Raw genomic sequence first — 16,215 nt, 5'->3', positions numbered from 1 at the left:
TCAGCGGCTCCTTCTTGAATCATTGGCGCGCGGATCGAGCAGCGGATAGAGCACATCGACCAGGAGGTTCGACACCATCACCAGGAACGATCCGATCAGCGTGATCGCCAGAATGACGGGATAATCGGAATTGATCAGCGCCTGCACCGTCAACCGGCCGAGACCCGGCAGGCCGAAGACGAGTTCGACGAAGATCGCGCCGTTGACGATGGTGATCATGATCAGGCCGAGCTGCGTGACGACGGGCGTCAGCACCGGTCGCAGGATATGGCGCAGTGCCACGATGATCTCCGGCACGCCCTTGGCGCGGGCGGTTCGGACGAAATCCTCCGACAGGACCTCGATGACGGCGGCACGCGTCTGACGCACGATCAGCGCGATCGGCTGGAAGGAAAGGACGAGCAGCGGCAGCAGGATACGGACATCGAATATGCCGCCCCAGCCGTAGGGCACGCTCGCACCCGGCAGCAGCACGATGAGGCCAACCATCAGCAGCGGACCAGCGACATAGGCCGGGATCGCCCAGAGGAAGAGTGCTGAGCCCAGAATGGCATAGTCGATGCGCGAATTCTGGTTGAGCGCGGCGATCATGCCGAGCGGGATCGCGACGACGGCGGTCAGGATGATGGAACAGAGGGCAAGCTGGAAGGAGACGGGTGCGGCAGCCGAGACCATCGCCCAGACGGAGCGGCCCGATGTCAGCGAATTGCCGAACTGGCCATGCAGCAGGTTCCAGATGTAAAGGCCGAACTGGACGATGAAGGGTTTGTTGAGGCCGGCACTTTCGCGAATGGCTTCGATGCGCTGCGGATTATAGGCGACGTCGCCTGGCGCGCGCAGGAAGATCAGCTTGATCGGATCGCCGGCACCATAGAAGGCCAGCGCGTAGACCGCCAGCATCACCACCAGAACGGACGGAATCCAGATGGCAAATCGGGTTAGCACGTAGCGCAGCATGGCCACCTCCCACCTGTGTTTCGATGCGTTCCCGCTTTTGGCTGCGATCGCATCTCTTCTTCTTGAAACTTGCGCGAAGACCTTGCGGCCTTCGCGCGTTTATTGCCAGGAACTATTGTTCCGGATCAACCGATGGAAATGTTCCAGGGTTCGACGACCTGCCAGTCAAGGTTCTTTTCCAGGCCCTTGACCTCCTTGGTGGCCCAGCGCGACATTGCCTGAGAATACCATGGAATGAAGGCCCAATCCTCGCGGAACGCCTTCTGGGCTTCCTGTGCGAGAGCGATGCGCTGCGGATCATCCGCAGCCTTGGTCGTGGCCTCGGCAAGGGCACTGTCGACCTTGTCGTTCTTGTAGCCGCCGAGCTTGTTCTGCGCGTTCGACGAAGTCGACGCGATGCTGCCTGCCAGATAGGAGACGGCATCCGGCACGCGGGTGCCGACGTCGTCGCGGAAGATCTGGACCGAGTTCTGATCCGGACCCGCATAGGAATCCTGCTGCGGCTTCATGTCGACGGCAGTGATGCCGAGATTCTGGCGCCACTGCTCGGCAATGAACTGGGCGGCAGCCTGAATGGCTGGCCCCGAGATGCCGACGAAGAGGATCTTCGGCAGGCGCTCCGGACCGCCGTAGGTCGATTCCGCAAGCAGCTTCTTGGCAGCCTCCGGATCATAGGGATAGGGCTCGAAGCCGGAATTCTCCGCACCCGGGACCGCATTGAGGATCTGGTCCGCCTTCGTATGCGGCCCGTCGGGATAGGACGCCTTGAACAGGCCATCGCGATCGACGGCCATGATCAGCGCTTGGCGGACCTTCGGATCGTCCATCGGCGCACGAGAGATGTTGAACCAGAAGTGCTGGCTGGTCGGGATCAGCGGGCCGGCGGAAAATTCCGGGCCGAGATCCTGGATGATGGTCGAGGTGATCAGCTCGGTATGGGCGTTAAACTCGCCCGACTTGATCAGCGACGTCGCGGTGACATTGTCCTCGATCGAGGTGATGTCGATACGGGCAAGCTTCGGCTTCGGCCCGAAGAAGTTCTCATTCGGCTCGAAAGAGAGTTTGCCGGCGTCGATGTCAATGCTCGTCAGTTTGAACGGACCGGAGAAGACCGGCTTGCTATCGGGCTTATACCAATCGATGATCTCCTCACCGTCGCTGCCGCGCGACTGCGATGCCTTGGTGATCGGCGCGATGTGGTTTGCCAGGCGCATGAAGAAGATCGGGTCTGCGGCACCAAGCGTCACGACGACCGTTCCCTCGTCGGGTGTCGCGACACCGGTCAACTCGTTGCCGGAGCCGGCGGCGATTTCGGCATAACCCTTGACCCTGCTCAGCACCTGGTCGGCGCGCTGGTTCTTGGTGTTCGGCATCGAGGAGACTTCCCACGATCCCTTGACATCCGCCGAGGTGATCTTGCTGCCGTCGGAAAAGACGGCCTTCGGGTCGATCTTGAAGGTCCAGACTGTGTTGTCGGCCGATTCCCAGCTGGTGAAGACGTAGGGCTTGATATTGCCTTCGCTGTCGAAATACATCGGCGATGCCCACCAGATCGAATTCCAGCGGAACGTCCTGCCGCCGCCGCGCAGCGGCGACCAATCCTGGTCGAAGGCCGGATTTGCGACCTTCAGGACCTGGCCTTCATCGGCCATAACGATGCGGGCATTCATTCCGAATACGGTGAGGCCGACGCCGGCTGCAAGGCCGAGCTTCAGCGCGTTACGACGTGATATATTGGTTTTATCCGATTGATCAGACATGGCATTCCTCCCAGAGTGAATTCGGCAGCGCTCTCCCTGCACCTGCCAGGCGCAGCACAATCCGTTCCGTATCGTTCTCTCGTTATTGTAAATATGTCAACAAAAAATCGCAATTTCCATTCGAACAAAATTTTCTGCTGAAAATATATAAGTTATAACAAATAGATAACTTTTCGAGGCGACGTCACGGCATTTTGTCTTCTTGACAAAAGCGCGGCAATATAAAAGTTCTTTGCACTCCATCGCGACAGACGGATGACAATTGCAATGCGCAGCGCCCCGGTTCGAATACGGATCGGCAAGACAGGACGCGCCGAGGAGGGCGGAATGAGCCATCACAGGATTACAGGCGTTTTCAGCGCCTCCGCAACGCCGCTAACGGCAGACAACAGGCCGGATTTCGCCCTTTTCACCGACCATTGCCGGCAGTTGCTGGCCGAGGGGTGCCATGGCGTGGCGCTGCTCGGCACCACGGGCGAGGCCAATTCCTTCTCCGGCGCCGAGCGCCGTGCCATTCTGGAAGCAGCCCTGAAGGCCGGCATTCCCGCCGACAGGCTTTTGCCGGGCACCGGCGTCGTCGCCATTCCCGAGACTGTGGAACTCACCCGGCACGCACTGTCGCTTGGCGTCACCAAGGTGGTGATGCTGCCGCCTTTCTACTACAAAGGCGTCTCCGACGATGGTCTCTTCGCCGCCTATTCGCAGGTGCTGGAGAAGGTCGCCGACACCCGCTTGCAGGTCATCCTCTATCATATTCCGCAGGTCTCAGGCGTTCCGCTATCCATTCCGCTGATCGGGCGGCTGATTGCGGCCTTCCCGGAAACGGTCGTCGGCATCAAGGAATCCGCCGGCGATTTCAACAACATGCAGGCGATCATCGCCGCCTATCCCGGCTTCTCGGTGCTCGCAGGCGCCGATCCGCTGTTGTTGCCGCTGCTGAAGGCGGGCGGCGCCGGCTGCATCACCGCCACCTCCAATCTCGTGGCGAATTCGCTGCGCACAGTCTACGACCATGTCCATGACGAGGCGCGCGCCGCCGATGTCGAGGCGGCGCAGGCCCGCATCAACGCCTATCGCACGCTTTCCAATTCCTATGTCCAGATCCCGACCATCAAGGCGATGGTGGGACTGAAGACCGGCAATCCCGCCTGGAAGCGCACACGCGCGCCGCTGATGCCGCTCGGCGATGCCGACTATGCCGCACTCGCCGAAAGCTACGCCAAGCTGCCTTGAGGAGATCCGCCATGAGTTTTACCGGCCTGCCTCCGGAAGCCGTCCCGACCCTGATGACCGGGGCCATCACCCCTCACCCCACGGTCGAGGGTCGAGCGGATGCCTATCTGCCCTCCCCCTGCATCCAGAACCATGCCGCAAATCTCGCCTTTCTGCCCGACGGCACGTTAACCTGCGTCTGGTTCGGCGGCACGATGGAAGGCATGGGTGATATCTCGATTTACATGTCGCGCCTAGCGCCGGGCTCCGAGCGCTGGTCCGTGCCGGAAAAGATGAGCGACGATCCGGAGAAATCCGAACAGAACCCGTTGATTTTCAAGGCTCCAGACGGAAAAATATGGCTGCTGTATACCTCGCAGACTTCTGGAAATCAGGACGGCTCGGTTGTCAAATGCCGGATTTCAGGCGATGGCGGCCAGACCTTCGGCCCGGTTCGTATCCTCTGCGACAGTCCCGGCACCTTCGTTCGCCAGCAGATCGTCGTCAACGGCAGGGGCGACTGGCTGCTTCCGGTGTTCCGCTGCGTCGGCCTGAACGGCCAACGCTGGAGCGGCGATGCCGATACGGCTGCGGTGCTGGTGTCGCGCGATGGTGGCGCCAGCTGGCAGATGGGCGATATTCCAGACAGTATCGGCGCGGTGCACATGAACATCCTGCCGCTTGGCGGCGACGAAATGATCGCCTTCTATCGCAACCGTTTCGCCGAAGAGATCCTGTTCAGCCGATCATCCGACGGCGGCGAGACATGGAGCCCGCCCGAGCCCACGGAATTGCCGAACAACAACTCCTCGATCCAGGCCACGGTCCTGAATGATGGAGCAATCGCAATGGTTTACAACCATTCGAATGCCGCCATGTCGGATGCACGGCGCCAGTCTCTCTATGACGAAATCGAGGGTGGCGAGGCTGGAGAGACCGCCGTCTTTGCCGATAGCAGTGCACGCAAGGCTGTCTGGGGGGTTCCGCGTGCGCCGCTGAGCCTGGCGATATCGAGGGATGGCGGCAGAAGCTTTCCGCATCGCATCGATCTCGATACCGGCGACGGCTTCTGCCTCAGCAACAATTCGAAGGATTCGCTGAACCGCGAATTCTCCTATCCCTCGATCGTCCAGGGCGGCGACGGCAGGCTCCATATCGCCTACACCTATTACCGGCGCGCCATCAAATATGTGCGCCTCGCCCAGCAATTGCTGCCGTAAACAAAGCGGCAGCCGGAAAATTGTCATCCTGCATCGCTCGCATGCGAAAGGATGTGGGATGACAGCGGGCGTGGGGTTGACTGACAGGAAAATTGACAACAGGGTCGGACAATTCAACGCCGCCGCAAAGATGATGGCCAGTTGGGGTCTGACATGTCGTTTTCATCATGATGGATTTCATAAGACGCTGATATCTTTATCGATACGAGCACGGCAACGCCGCCTTGAAGCGCGCGACAGAGCGCACATCGGATGATAAAAAATTCCGCTCGCTGGAATGCCGGCTTGACATTTATCTTACAACTTTACATTAAAGAGGGCGACGATAGTGCCGCAAGATCTTGCAGGGAGGACCGGTTCATGGCCAGCTTGGATTCGCCAATCACGATAGTTCGGCCGCATCTGATCGAATTCGGCGTCGGCACGGCGGGAAAGCTCGGCAAATGGGCGACCGAAAAGGGCTATCGGCGCACGCTCGTCATCTCCGATGCTTTCAACGCCTCGCGCATCGACGTGCTGGAGCTGAAGGGCGAGGTATCCGTCTTTGCCGAAGTGACGCCCGAGCCGGATACGGCCAATCTCGAAAAGGTCCTGGCGGCGGCAAATCGCGCCGATGCCGAGCTGATCGTCGGCTTCGGCGGCGGCAGCGCCATGGACCTGGCAAAACTTGCCGCCGTGCTTGCCGGCTCCGCCCAGACGCTGCACGAGGTCGTCGGTCCGAACAAGGTGCATGGGCCGCGCAAGGTGGCGCTCGCCCAGGTGCCGACGACATCGGGCACCGGCAGCGAGGCCGGCATCCGTGCGCTCGTGACCGATCCGGCGACGATGGCAAAGCTTGCCGTCGAAAGCCTGCATATGCTGGCCGATATCGCCGTCATCGATCCGGCCCTCACCTTCAGCGTCCCTGCCCGCACGACGGCCGCCACCGGCGTCGATGCCATGGCCCATTGCGTCGAGGCCTTCACCAACCGCAAGGCCCATCCGATGGTCGACATCTATGCGATCGAGGGAACGCGCCTCGTCGGCAAATATCTCGCCCGCGCCGTCAGGCACGGCAACGACGCCGAGGCGCGCGCCGGCCTCTCGCTCGCCTCGCTTTACGGCGGCTTCTGCCTCGGCCCGGTCAACACCGCCGGCGGCCATGCGCTCGCCTATCCCCTCGGCACGCGCTGGCATGTCGCCCACGGCGCGGCAAATGCGTTGATTTTCCCGCATGTTCTCGCCTTCAATACACCGTCCGCGCCTGAGAAAACCAAGGCGGTGATGGAAGCGCTTGGGTGTGAAACCTCCGGCAACGTCACCTCCGTCTTCGATGCGGCTTACGCTTTCTGCGCCGAACTCGGCATCGAGATGAAGCTTTCCGGTCTTGGCGTGCCGGAAAGCGATCTCGACGCCATGGCCGACGACGCCTTTGCCATTCGCCGTCTGCTCGATAACAATCCGCGCGATCTCACGCGCGCCGACATTCGCTCGATTTATGCGGCCGCTTTCTAGGCGACAAAGTTTTCAGAAGGAATTCGATCGATGGACAGGAATGCGAAAGTCGCCGTGACGCTCGGCGATCCGGCCGGCGTCGGCCCCGAGGTGATCGTCAAGGCGCTCGCAGCCCTTCCGAGGGAGGAGCGCCGCGATTTCGTCATTGTCGGCAATGTCGAAGCGCTGGAGCGCGCCGACCGCGTCACCGGCACCGGACTGCGGTTCGGGCCTGCCGATGCACCCGGTGACGACAGGATCGCGGTCGACGAAGTCGCGCTCGGCGCCGCCCTTCCCGAGATCGGCAGGGTCAGCCCCGTCGCCGGCGATGCCTCGGTGCGCTATATCACCCGCGCCGTCGATCTCGCCATGTCGGGACAAGCCGATGTCATCGTCACCGCGCCGATCAACAAGGAGGCGATGAACCTCGCCGGCCATCACCATGACGGCCATACCGGGCTGCTCGCCCATCTCACCGGCTCGAAGAGCTCCTTCATGCTGCTTGCCTCCGAGCGGCTGAACACCATCCACGTCTCCACCCATATCTCGCTGAAGGGCGCTATCGAGCGCGCCAAGACCGAGCGGGTGCTGGCAACCATCGAAGCTGGCCATAGCCACTTCCTGCGGCTTGGCAAAACAGCGCGCATCGCCGTCGCCGGCCTCAATCCCCATTGCGGCGAAAACGGCCTGTTCGGCACCGAGGATACGGAATTCCTGGCGCCCGCCGTCGAGCAGGCGCAGGCAAAGGGCATCGACGTCGTCGGTCCGATCTCGGCCGATACGGTTTTTGCCCGCGCCTATAACGGCGCCTTCGATCTTGTCATCGCCCAGTATCACGATCAGGGCCATATCCCGATCAAGCTCGTCGCTTTCGACACCGCGGTCAACGTCTCGCTCGGCCTGCCGATCGACCGCGTCTCGGTCGATCACGGCACCGCCTTCGACATCGCCGGCACCGGCAAGGCCAACCACGTCAACATGCTCTCGGCCATCGCCTATGCCCGGCTGATGGCCCGCTCGCCGCGGCGGGAGGTGTGATTGCGGCTTCTAGAAGGGCCGACTGGTGCCGATCGCCGACACAACGATTTCGAACTTCGTTATGACACCTAATAGCAGAGCCGGACTCTGTCGTTCAGGAACGTCCCGCCATTGACGCACCAGCATTCCGCGCGTACATAGCTAGACAGTCTAGCCAGGAGCAGAATCGATGGAATGGCAACTGCAGGACGCCAAAAACCAATTTTCGAAGGTCGTGCAGAAGGCCCGACAAGAAGGGCCGCAGGTGGTGACCGTGCGGGGCGAACGCACGGCCGTCGTTCTGTCCGCCCGCGACTACGACGCCCTGCGCGCCGGCAGGCCGACGCTCGTCGACGACCTGCTCGGCGGCCCCGCCTGGGACGATGAGTTCGCCGATGCGGTCGAAGCACGCAACAAGACTCCAAGCCGCGACGTTGCCTTCTGATGTATCTGGTCGATACCAACATCGTCTCGGAGGCGCGACGCGGCACGCCGCAGGCGGTCTCCTGGCTGCGCTCCGTCGATCCGCTCACCATCCACCTGAGCGCGCTGACGCTTGGCGAGATCATGCGCGGCATTGCCCTCAAACAGAAGTCGGATCCGAAGACCGCGGCCCATCTCACCGAGTGGCTGCGCAAGCTGCGTTATGATCATGGTGACCGGATCCTGCCGGTGACCGACGAGATCGCCGTCGAATGGGGCGGCATCGCCGCCATCCGGCCGCGTGGCGATATCGACGGGCTGATCGCCGCAACCGCAATCGTTCATGATCTGATTGTCGTCACTCGCAATGTCGGCGATTTCGACGATACCGGCGCAGCGGTGATAAATCCATGGGAGACGGACGCGTGAACAGTCGAGGCCGCCACCTCCTTGTTTAAAAAGGCCTCCTGTGCCTTTGGACAAGGGCCTTGGCTACGTCGGGCCGAGAATTATTGTCGGTTGCGTTTGGTGGCAGCATCATAGTCTGCTGACCAAGCCTCATCTGGCCGGCGTTTTGATCTGCTCTGCGGAAACGTTGATTGCACCGCCAACCCCATCACATGCCGAACAAACGGCGATCCCAGAAAACCGGTTGGTGAAGGCTTGCCGTGATCGACGGGAATTCCGGGTGGGCCGGATTGATCAATATGTTGTTGTCGACGCGGGCGACGACGCTTGGCACCAGCAGGATGGCGCTGCGTTTTTCCTGGCACCATTTTTCGCCGAAAGCCTTGCTGACGTTTGCCGGCATGCTGTCGCAGCCGGGCAGCGCGGGTTCGGAGAAGACCTCGTAGCTTAGCCCACGCGGCAGGGTGATCGTGACATAGTGCTGATTGGGCGGCAGCCTTCCGCTGCCATGGACGAGCTTTTCGAGCAGTGCGGTCGAATAATGCTCGCTCGTATAGATGATCGGGCTGCCCGACGTGTTCCACCGCCCCGGCGCGATGGTCGAGCCGGTGGCGTCGAAGATCGGATAGTTTCCATGGGGATCTCCGATGCGAACGGATGTCAGCGTACGATCAAGAACCTGTGCGCTCACGCAGCACTGCCGTATTTCAGGCTTCCGAGAATATCGAGCACGAGCTCGCCGCCGATCTCGCTCTGAATGACCACGTCGATGGGCCGCCTGTCCTCAAGCATTGCATGCGGCCGAAACAGGAAATCGCGGGCCTCGATCTCGGTCTGCCAGACATCGAGCGCCTGACCCCAGACACGCGCGAGACGGGCAAGCTTTATGCCTTCATCTGAGGAGAGCCGATGCTTGGACTTGCGCCGTTCATAGGTGGCCTTCGGAACCAGCCGGTATTTGAACTGGGCGTCATCAGGCGCCAGAAGCAGCGCCATGCGGTCGAGCGCCTTGACCGGCAATCCTTCCTCGATGCTGGAGAGCAGGCCGAAGGCCGAACGCGATACCGGCTCCCTGGCGGGCAGCCCGAGAACATCGGCGATACCGGCAAATCCCATCATGGTAACGGCTCCTTTTCACTTGAGGCTATATTTAGTCTCAAGTGATCCTGTTATCAAGTGCACCGTTCCGGTTTTTGATCCTCGCCAGCCGAGCAGCGGATTGCCGCAGGCGCACTAGATCGCTATCTTCCCCGAAGGCACACGAACAGCAAAGGAGGTTGCCTATGTCACCGCGGGACGCCTGATCCAGCAATATCAACACTTCTGCCTTTCCAAGGGCATCGATTTCATACGCATCGAATCCGTACGGCCGCATGATGCTACCACGCTCTTCTGCAGCGCTGGAATGCAGCAGTACAAGCTCCTCTTCTCCGATCCCTCCCATAGTGGAACAGTCGCAAACAGCCAGGCTTGCCTGCGCATGGGCGACCTCGACGAGATCGGCGACGGAACCCACCTTCTCCACTTCACCATGCTCGGCCTTTTCTCCTTCAGGGAAATGACCGTCGGCAACGCCATCGATTTCTGGCTCGAGTTTCTGGGAACGCTCGGACTTATGCCGGATCATGTGACGATCCATCCCGACCGTCTGGTGGAATGGACGCCGCTCTATGGCGGGTGCGTGCCCATCGCGCCGGATCCGGAATGCATGTGGAGCGATGGCAGCATCAGCGGATACTGCACCGAGTTCTATAAAGATGGCATCGAGATCGGAAACATCGTCAATCCGCTCGGAACCTGCATCGACGTCGGCTTCGGTCTCGAGCGTCTCGACATGATCATCAACGGCACGCCGCAAGACGATGCGCTTGGGACACTGTGCGAGACGGTCATGACCATCGTGGAAAGCGGCTACCGGCCGGGTAACAAGGAGCAAGGATACGTCTTGCGGAAACTGCTCCGTCGCATCCACAAGATGGGCGGCACGCTCGATCACCCCTTCTTCACGGAAGAGGTCGAACGCCAGAAGCGGCTGCGCGCCAAATATCTGCGTCTGCGTGACCGCCATTCCGAGATGAGTCCCGACTGGTGGTTCGACACTCATGGCATCGATCTCTCCGACATCCGTGAAAGCACGGAGGAGTAGCAAGAGGCAAGGCCTCCCGCAGATAACATCCGGGGGCCTTGTCATATCCTGGAAAGCGTCAGCGTTTCGGCGCCCGCATTGAACGCTTTCAGCTCTGCCCCGGCTGCAGCCGACGGAAAATCCGCTCGATCTGGGCAACAGCGGCAAAAAAGACGATGCCGGAGAAAGAGGCGAGCACGACGGCGGCAAAGAGCCTTTCCGCCTGATAGTTGAATGTCGACTGGATGATGACGGCGCCCAGCCCCTGGTTCGAACCGATCCACTCCCCGACAATCGCGCCGATCACACAGGTGGTTGCCGAAATGCGCAGCGACGCAAAGAGCAAGGGGGCAGACCGTGGGGCGCGCAGGCGCCAGAACGTCTCCCACCGGCTCGCCGAAAGCACATGCATCAGGTCAAGCTCGCTCGCAGTCGCCAGATTGAGGCCCCGGGCCGTATTCACCAGGGTTGGGAAGAAGCAGATCAGAGCGGCGATGATGACCTTTGGCAGCATGCCGAGGCCGAAGATGAGGATGATAATCGGCGCGAGCGCCAGCACCGGGATGGTGTTGAAGAGCAGGACAACGGGAAAATAGGCGGCCTGGAACCGCGGATTATAGACAAAGGCAACCGCCAGGATCACAGCGAGACTATTGCCCAGGAGGAAGCCGAGGCCCGCCTCACCCCATGTCGGGACGGCGTTCGACAGCAGGAAGCGCCATTCGATGCCAAGCGTACGCAGGATCGCCAGCGGCGTTGGAACGATATAGGACGGAACGCCGAGGGCCGGCACCAGCCATTGCCAGGCGAGGAGCAGCGAAAGGGCACCGATCACAGGAAGGCTGATCGCCTCGGTGAGGGATAGCGGACGGTGCGTCATGCAGCCGAACTCCCCTGCTGCAACAATTGGCGCAGATGGGCGGCGGTCTCCTGGACATCGAGACTCTCGCGCCGACAGAGCCCACGCTCGTCTTTCAGCGGTGCAAGGTCGATCAGCGCCTGGACGCGGCCCGGATTGGCCGCCAGGACCAGCACGCGTCCGCCGAGATAGATCGCCTCGACGACGCTGTGGGTGACGAACAGGATGGTCGTGCCGGTCCGGCGCCAGACGTCCAGAAGCTCGTCGTTCAGTCGTTCACGGGTGATCTCGTCGAGCGCACCGAAGGGTTCGTCCATGAGCAGGATATCCGGCTCGCATTGAAGCGCGCGCGCTATGGCGACGCGTTGGCGCTGGCCCCCGGACAATTGATGCGGATAGCGGTCGGCCAGATGCGACAGGCCGACCAGTTCGATCCAGTGGTCGGGCCGCGGATCGACCGATCGCGAGACGCTGTTCTTCCCCACCTGCAGCGGCAGCGCGACATTCTCCCTCACAGTCCGCCACGGCAGCAGCGTTGCGTCCTGAAAGACGAAGGCGACCTCGCGCCGCCGGCGCGCCTCCGAGGCTGTCCTGCCGAGCACCGACAGCCGCCCGTCGAGCGGCGGGAGAAGATCCGCCACCGCACGCAGCAAGGTCGACTTGCCACAGCCGGAAGGACCGAGAATGGTCAGAAACTCGCCCCTGCCGACGCTGAGATCGACGCCGGACAGAATGCGGGTCGTCTCGGCGGTGCCGGCATAGCCGACAGCCAGATCCTTGGTTTCGATGGCCGCTGCTTCAGGCAAATCCGCTCTCACGCAATCTTCGGACGGTCGTCCGCCGTCATGTCGAGTATCTCAGTCGTATAGCAATCCTCCAGCTTCGGCGCGCCGCTCTTGAACTGACCGATTTTGTCGTAGACGGAAATCTGCTCGGCAAGCGCGGCCGGATCGAAGCTGCCCCAGCCATCCCTACCGGTCGCCGTGTCAAAGCTCAGCGACAGGATGCGCGACACCGTCTTCAGCTCTACGGCAAGGTCGAGCTGCGGATAGGCTTCCACCGTCAGTTTGACTGCCTCTTCAGGATGTTCATGCGTCCAGGCCCAGCCCTTGGCGACGGCACGCAGCACCTTTGCCAGTGTCTCGGCATGGCCGGTCACGGCATCGTCGGTGGCAAAATAGACGTTGGCGTAGGAGGGCAGGCCCGTGTCCTTCATCATCAGATCGATGCGATCGGGGCCGATGATGGAAAGGGCCTGCGTGTTGGTGATCCATCCGGTGACGGCATCGACCTGGCCGGTCATCAGCGGCGTCATGTCGAAGCCGATATTGGTGATGGTCAGGCTCGAGGGATCGATATTGTTCTTCAGCAGGATGGCATCGAGCACATAACGGGCCGTCGGCTGGATGCCGATGCGCTTGCCGATCATATCCTTGACGGTGCGGATTGGCGCCTTGGGCAGCGAATAAAAGGCGAAAGGCGCCATGCGGAAACCGCAGGCGAAGATCTTGATCGGCACGCCGGATGAACGGGCTAGAAGAAGCTGTGCCGAATCCGAGAATTGGCCGAGCTGCGCATCACCCGTGATCACGGGCGGCACCGTTGCAGAATTGGGACCGCCGGGGGAAAACTCGACATCGAGACCCTCGGCCTGGAACAGGCCCTGCTTGACTGCGACGATATCGCCGATCTGTCCGTTGCTCATCAGCCAGTCATATTTGATGACGACCTTGGATGCGGCGGCTTTGGAGTGACGCGGCACGAACACGCTGATCCCTGCCGTCGCTGCAGCAAGGGCAAAGGCTCCGCCCTTCAGGACGGTACGCCTGCCGACCACGATTTGTTTGTCATCCCCGCTCATTTTGCTTGCCTTTCCCCTTGTTGGATTTTTGGACGACCGGCCGATTGCGCTCGCTATTGCGGGTCGATGTCACCGATCGGGCCGCCTGCGGACCACGCATAGATTTCCCAGAGATTGTCGTCAGGATCGGCGAAATAGACGCATCGCGCGTTCCAGACATAGTCCTGCGGCGGCGCATGGAAGAGCACGCCCGCAGCTTTCAGCTCCGCATAGGCAGCATCGACCTGCTCTGGCGAGGCGAGTTCGATGGCTGCGCAGGCCTTGTGCGCACCTGGAGGGGCACGGCGGCTTGAGACACCGGTATTCTCGGCGATATGCTCGATCTCCCAGAGCGCCAGCGTCACGCCCGCCCCTTTAAAATCGGCAAAGCCGGGAGCACGGCGGCGCGGTTTGAAGCCAAGACGCTCGACATAGAAAGCCGATGCTTTGTCGATATCCTCGACCAGGAAGCAAATGTCGGTAATCGGATTGGTTTGGGCAAAAGCGGTCATATGGGCCTCCTGATGGGAAAAGCCTCGCAGACCGCAGCCTCAAGAGATTTCAAATTCGTGCGGTTGTCTTTCGCAAAGCTGCTGATCTGTCATCGGCAAGAGCCGGCTCAAAGACGGACCGAACGCTGGTATTCTTTCGGGGACGCCCCCATCAGACGGCGAAAGACGCTGGAGAAATGCGCCTGGCTTGAAAAGCCCGTGGCATAAGCGATGTTTGCGAGCGTCTCCTTGCCATCGGCGAGGTAAAGCCGTGCTCGTTCGATCCTGCGTTCGAGAACGAAGCGATGCGGCGCCAAACCCGCCGCCCGTTTGAATTCCCGGCTGAAGTGAAAGGGGCTCATATGGGCCACCCCGGCCAGCTCCTCGACACTCAGATCGGATTTGCCAAGCAGGTTCTCGATGTAATCGATCACACGCCGGAGATTGTCCGATGTCAGCGGACGATCGCCGGTTTCAGGTTTGGCGCCCAGCAGTTTTACGACGCAGCAGGCGAGCGCCATCCCCAGATGCTGCATCAAAAGCAGGTCGTCGCGCCCGGTCTTCTCGGCGGCAAATGCGAGGGAGAGCGCGACCTGCAGCGTTGTCGGATCAGTCGTCGCGCTGAGCGCGTCACTATCCCAATGCTCGGGATCGAAGCGAGAGCCCCCGATGCCGCTGTAAAGCGCAGGTGACTGGAAGATCGAGATATAATCCGCCGCATCGCCCTCGACTTCGAGGACCGTGGCGGCCGGTTGAAATCCCAGGGTGAACGGCGGCCTCTCAACCTTGCGGAATGCCCCGCTTTCAAGCCGATAGGCATATTTGCCGTGCGCCGTGCGGTTGATCGAAATTCTATGAAGGGAGCCCCTCGAAACCATTTGCCCCGCGGCGCTGCGATAGGTCTCGACGATCATGTCGCGTTGAACGAAGGCCTTGTAGCCTCCGAGGGATGGCCGGCTTATTGAGAAAATCTGCGGATCGATATCGGGCATTGTTTCATTCTCCCGGCAGGGGAGAAGCAAGTTGCGCGCCAAGTGGAGCGAAGCTTCGCGCTAGATATCAACGTCGCAGCATAAAACCCGACGGTGCCCATGAAATCGTGACTTTACGCCTGCTGTCGCGCCACGCGGCACCGCGGCCTAGCAGGAGTTCACCTTCGGCAAATTTGGTCGCATGCGCAAGAATTATGCAGTGCATATTCTTCTTGATCGGTGGCTGCAGACTCATCTGACCGCTCTGAAAACCGCCAAGCCTCCGAAATCATTCCCGCTCGCGGGAAATCGCAGCCAGGGATGAGCTTTCGCTCCATCCACTCTTTTCCCCCGGAGATCGTTCTTTTGGAAATTCGTTCCTATCCACCGGCATTAATCCATTTAATCTATAGACATAATTAATTGGAGAGAAATTGCGATGAGTATCGAAAAGTCTGAAAAGGGTCTCGGAAGGCGAGATCTGCTGAAACTGTCTGCCGCGGCCGGGGTCGCCGTCGCCGGTGCATCCCTCATCGGGCAGAAGCCGGCTTTTGCCGCCGGCGAAGAACTGTCGCTGAAAGGCAAGCGCATCGCCATCAGCGCAACCGGCACCGATCACTTCTTCGATCTGCAGGCCTATAATGCCCAGATCGAGGAGGTAAAGCGCCTCGGCGGCGAGCCGATCGCCGTCGATGCCGGACGCAACGACGGCAAGCTGGTCTCGCAGTTGCAGACGCTGATCGCCCAGAAGCCGGATGCAATCGTTCAAATCCTGGGCACGCTCAGCGTCATCGATCCCTGGCTGAAGAAGGCGCGCGATGCCGGGATCCCGGTTCTGACCGTCGACGTCGGTTCGACCAATTCGATCAACAACACCACCTCCGATAACTGGGGCATCGGCAAGGATCTGGCGCTGCAGCTCGTCTCCGATATCGGCGGCGAAGGCAATATCGTCGTCTTCAACGGCTTCTACGGCGTAACCCCCTGCGCGATCCGCTACGACCAGTTGGTTAATGTCGTCAAATATTTCCCGAAGGTGAAAATCCTCCAGCCGGAACTGCGCGACGTCATCCCGAATACCGTGCAGGACGCCTTCACGCAGATCACGGCCATCCTCAACAAATATCCGGAAAAGGGGTCGATCAAGGCGATCTGGTCAGCTTGGGACATTCCGCAGCTTGGCGCGACCCAGGCCTTGGCGGCAGCCGGGCGGACAGAGATCCGCACCTACGGCGTCGATGGCAGCCCGGAAGTGCTGCAGCTCATCGCCGATCCGAATTCGCCGGCTGGCGCCGATGTCGCCCAGCAGCCGGCGGAAATCGGCCGCACCGCCATTCGCAACGTCGCCAAGCTGCTCGCCGGCCAGACACTACCGCGCGAGACCTATGTTCCGGCACTGCTCGCCAACAAGACCAATGTCGGCGAAGTCACCAAGAAGCTCGGCATCGGCTGACATTGA

Annotated in this window: 17 protein-coding genes; 8 read left to right on the top strand and 9 right to left on the bottom strand. The window is 60.9% G+C overall.

From position 1 onward, the window contains the following. Together HX898_RS31670 and HX898_RS31665 are read right to left on the bottom strand one after the other, a co-directional pair. The gene (locus tag HX898_RS31670) at positions 1 to 957 is read right to left on the bottom strand and encodes an ABC transporter permease (RefSeq protein ID WP_029875013.1); all 957 of its coding nucleotides are present in this window, start codon (positions 955 to 957) and stop codon (positions 1 to 3) included. 125 nt (positions 958 to 1,082) lie between these two features. Next, positions 1,083 to 2,717 (bottom strand): ABC transporter substrate-binding protein, encoded by a 1,635-nt coding sequence (locus tag HX898_RS31665; protein ID WP_164047393.1) that lies wholly within the window; start codon positions 2,715 to 2,717, stop codon positions 1,083 to 1,085. 327 nt (positions 2,718 to 3,044) lie between these two features. Here HX898_RS31665 and HX898_RS31660 point away from each other — a divergent pair, with 327 nt between their 5' ends. The 6 genes from HX898_RS31660 to HX898_RS31635 all read left to right on the top strand — a co-directional run bounded on the left by HX898_RS31660 (position 3,045) and on the right by HX898_RS31635 (position 8,491). Continuing rightward, the gene (locus HX898_RS31660) at positions 3,045 to 3,950 is read left to right on the top strand and encodes a dihydrodipicolinate synthase family protein (RefSeq protein ID WP_164047394.1); all 906 of its coding nucleotides are present in this window, start codon (positions 3,045 to 3,047) and stop codon (positions 3,948 to 3,950) included. Positions 3,951 to 3,961: 11 nt separating this feature from the next. Beyond that, positions 3,962 to 5,149 carry an exo-alpha-sialidase gene (locus HX898_RS31655; RefSeq protein WP_180196711.1) on the top strand — a complete coding sequence of 396 codons (1,188 nt, stop codon included), beginning with the start codon at positions 3,962 to 3,964 and terminating at the stop codon, positions 5,147 to 5,149. A gap of 360 nt (positions 5,150 to 5,509) precedes the next feature. Then, complete coding sequence (locus HX898_RS31650; protein ID WP_180196710.1) at positions 5,510 to 6,643, top strand: iron-containing alcohol dehydrogenase; 1,134 nt, start codon at positions 5,510 to 5,512, stop codon at positions 6,641 to 6,643. A 30-nt stretch (positions 6,644 to 6,673) separates the two neighbouring features. Then, positions 6,674 to 7,660 carry a 4-hydroxythreonine-4-phosphate dehydrogenase PdxA gene (gene pdxA, locus HX898_RS31645; protein WP_180196709.1) on the top strand — a complete coding sequence of 329 codons (987 nt, stop codon included), beginning with the start codon at positions 6,674 to 6,676 and terminating at the stop codon, positions 7,658 to 7,660. 169 nt (positions 7,661 to 7,829) lie between these two features. After that, positions 7,830 to 8,084 (top strand): type II toxin-antitoxin system Phd/YefM family antitoxin, encoded by a 255-nt coding sequence (locus HX898_RS31640; RefSeq protein ID WP_011649626.1) that lies wholly within the window; start codon positions 7,830 to 7,832, stop codon positions 8,082 to 8,084. Beyond that, the gene (locus HX898_RS31635) at positions 8,084 to 8,491 is read left to right on the top strand and encodes a type II toxin-antitoxin system VapC family toxin (protein ID WP_180196708.1); all 408 of its coding nucleotides are present in this window, start codon (positions 8,084 to 8,086) and stop codon (positions 8,489 to 8,491) included. The genes HX898_RS31640 and HX898_RS31635 overlap by 1 nt, the downstream gene beginning before the upstream one ends. A gap of 187 nt (positions 8,492 to 8,678) precedes the next feature. Here the strand turns inward: HX898_RS31635 and HX898_RS31630 are convergent, their stop codons facing one another. Both HX898_RS31630 and HX898_RS31625 read right to left on the bottom strand, forming a co-directional pair. Further along, a complete protein-coding gene (locus HX898_RS31630; RefSeq protein ID WP_180196707.1) occupies positions 8,679 to 9,161 on the bottom strand; it encodes an RES family NAD+ phosphorylase in 483 nt (160 codons plus the stop codon). Continuing rightward, complete coding sequence (locus tag HX898_RS31625) at positions 9,158 to 9,589, bottom strand: antitoxin Xre-like helix-turn-helix domain-containing protein (protein ID WP_003552236.1); 432 nt, start codon at positions 9,587 to 9,589, stop codon at positions 9,158 to 9,160. The genes HX898_RS31630 and HX898_RS31625 overlap by 4 nt, the downstream gene beginning before the upstream one ends. 124 nt (positions 9,590 to 9,713) lie before the next feature. Between HX898_RS31625 and HX898_RS31620 the strand changes: the two genes are divergently transcribed. Then, complete coding sequence (locus HX898_RS31620) at positions 9,714 to 10,616, top strand: alanine--tRNA ligase-related protein (RefSeq protein ID WP_180196746.1); 903 nt, start codon at positions 9,714 to 9,716, stop codon at positions 10,614 to 10,616. Positions 10,617 to 10,704: 88 nt separating this feature from the next. On the opposite strand, the gene HX898_RS31615 is transcribed toward HX898_RS31620, so the two are convergent. The 5 genes from HX898_RS31615 to HX898_RS31595 all read right to left on the bottom strand — a co-directional run bounded on the left by HX898_RS31615 (position 10,705) and on the right by HX898_RS31595 (position 14,777). Further along, positions 10,705 to 11,475, bottom strand: a complete 771-nt coding sequence (locus tag HX898_RS31615) for an ABC transporter permease (protein WP_138334270.1) — start codon at positions 11,473 to 11,475, stop codon at positions 10,705 to 10,707. Then, complete coding sequence (locus HX898_RS31610; protein ID WP_138334271.1) at positions 11,472 to 12,260, bottom strand: ABC transporter ATP-binding protein; 789 nt, start codon at positions 12,258 to 12,260, stop codon at positions 11,472 to 11,474. The genes HX898_RS31615 and HX898_RS31610 overlap by 4 nt, the downstream gene beginning before the upstream one ends. Before the next feature lie 8 nt (positions 12,261 to 12,268). Further along, on the bottom strand, positions 12,269 to 13,315 hold the full coding sequence (locus HX898_RS31605) for an ABC transporter substrate-binding protein (RefSeq protein ID WP_180196706.1): 1,047 nt from the start codon (positions 13,313 to 13,315) through the stop codon (positions 12,269 to 12,271). Between the two features lie 53 nt (positions 13,316 to 13,368). Beyond that, a complete protein-coding gene (locus HX898_RS31600; protein ID WP_003549520.1) occupies positions 13,369 to 13,806 on the bottom strand; it encodes a VOC family protein in 438 nt (145 codons plus the stop codon). Positions 13,807 to 13,913: 107 nt separating this feature from the next. Continuing rightward, positions 13,914 to 14,777: an AraC family transcriptional regulator gene (locus HX898_RS31595; protein ID WP_138390005.1), complete on the bottom strand. Its 864-nt coding sequence runs from the start codon at positions 14,775 to 14,777 to the stop codon at positions 13,914 to 13,916. A gap of 418 nt (positions 14,778 to 15,195) precedes the next feature. On the opposite strand from HX898_RS31595, the gene HX898_RS31590 reads away from it, so the two are divergent. Then, positions 15,196 to 16,209: a sugar ABC transporter substrate-binding protein gene (locus HX898_RS31590; RefSeq protein ID WP_138334275.1), complete on the top strand. Its 1,014-nt coding sequence runs from the start codon at positions 15,196 to 15,198 to the stop codon at positions 16,207 to 16,209. Positions 16,210 to 16,215 lie beyond the last annotated feature (6 nt).

Origin of the sequence: Rhizobium sp. WYCCWR 11128 (assembly GCF_013416305.1) — a bacterium.
GTDB lineage: Bacteria > Pseudomonadota > Alphaproteobacteria > Rhizobiales > Rhizobiaceae > Rhizobium > Rhizobium indicum.
The sequence above is the reverse complement of the archived record's forward strand: the minus strand, read 5'-3'. Positions and strand labels throughout refer to the sequence as shown.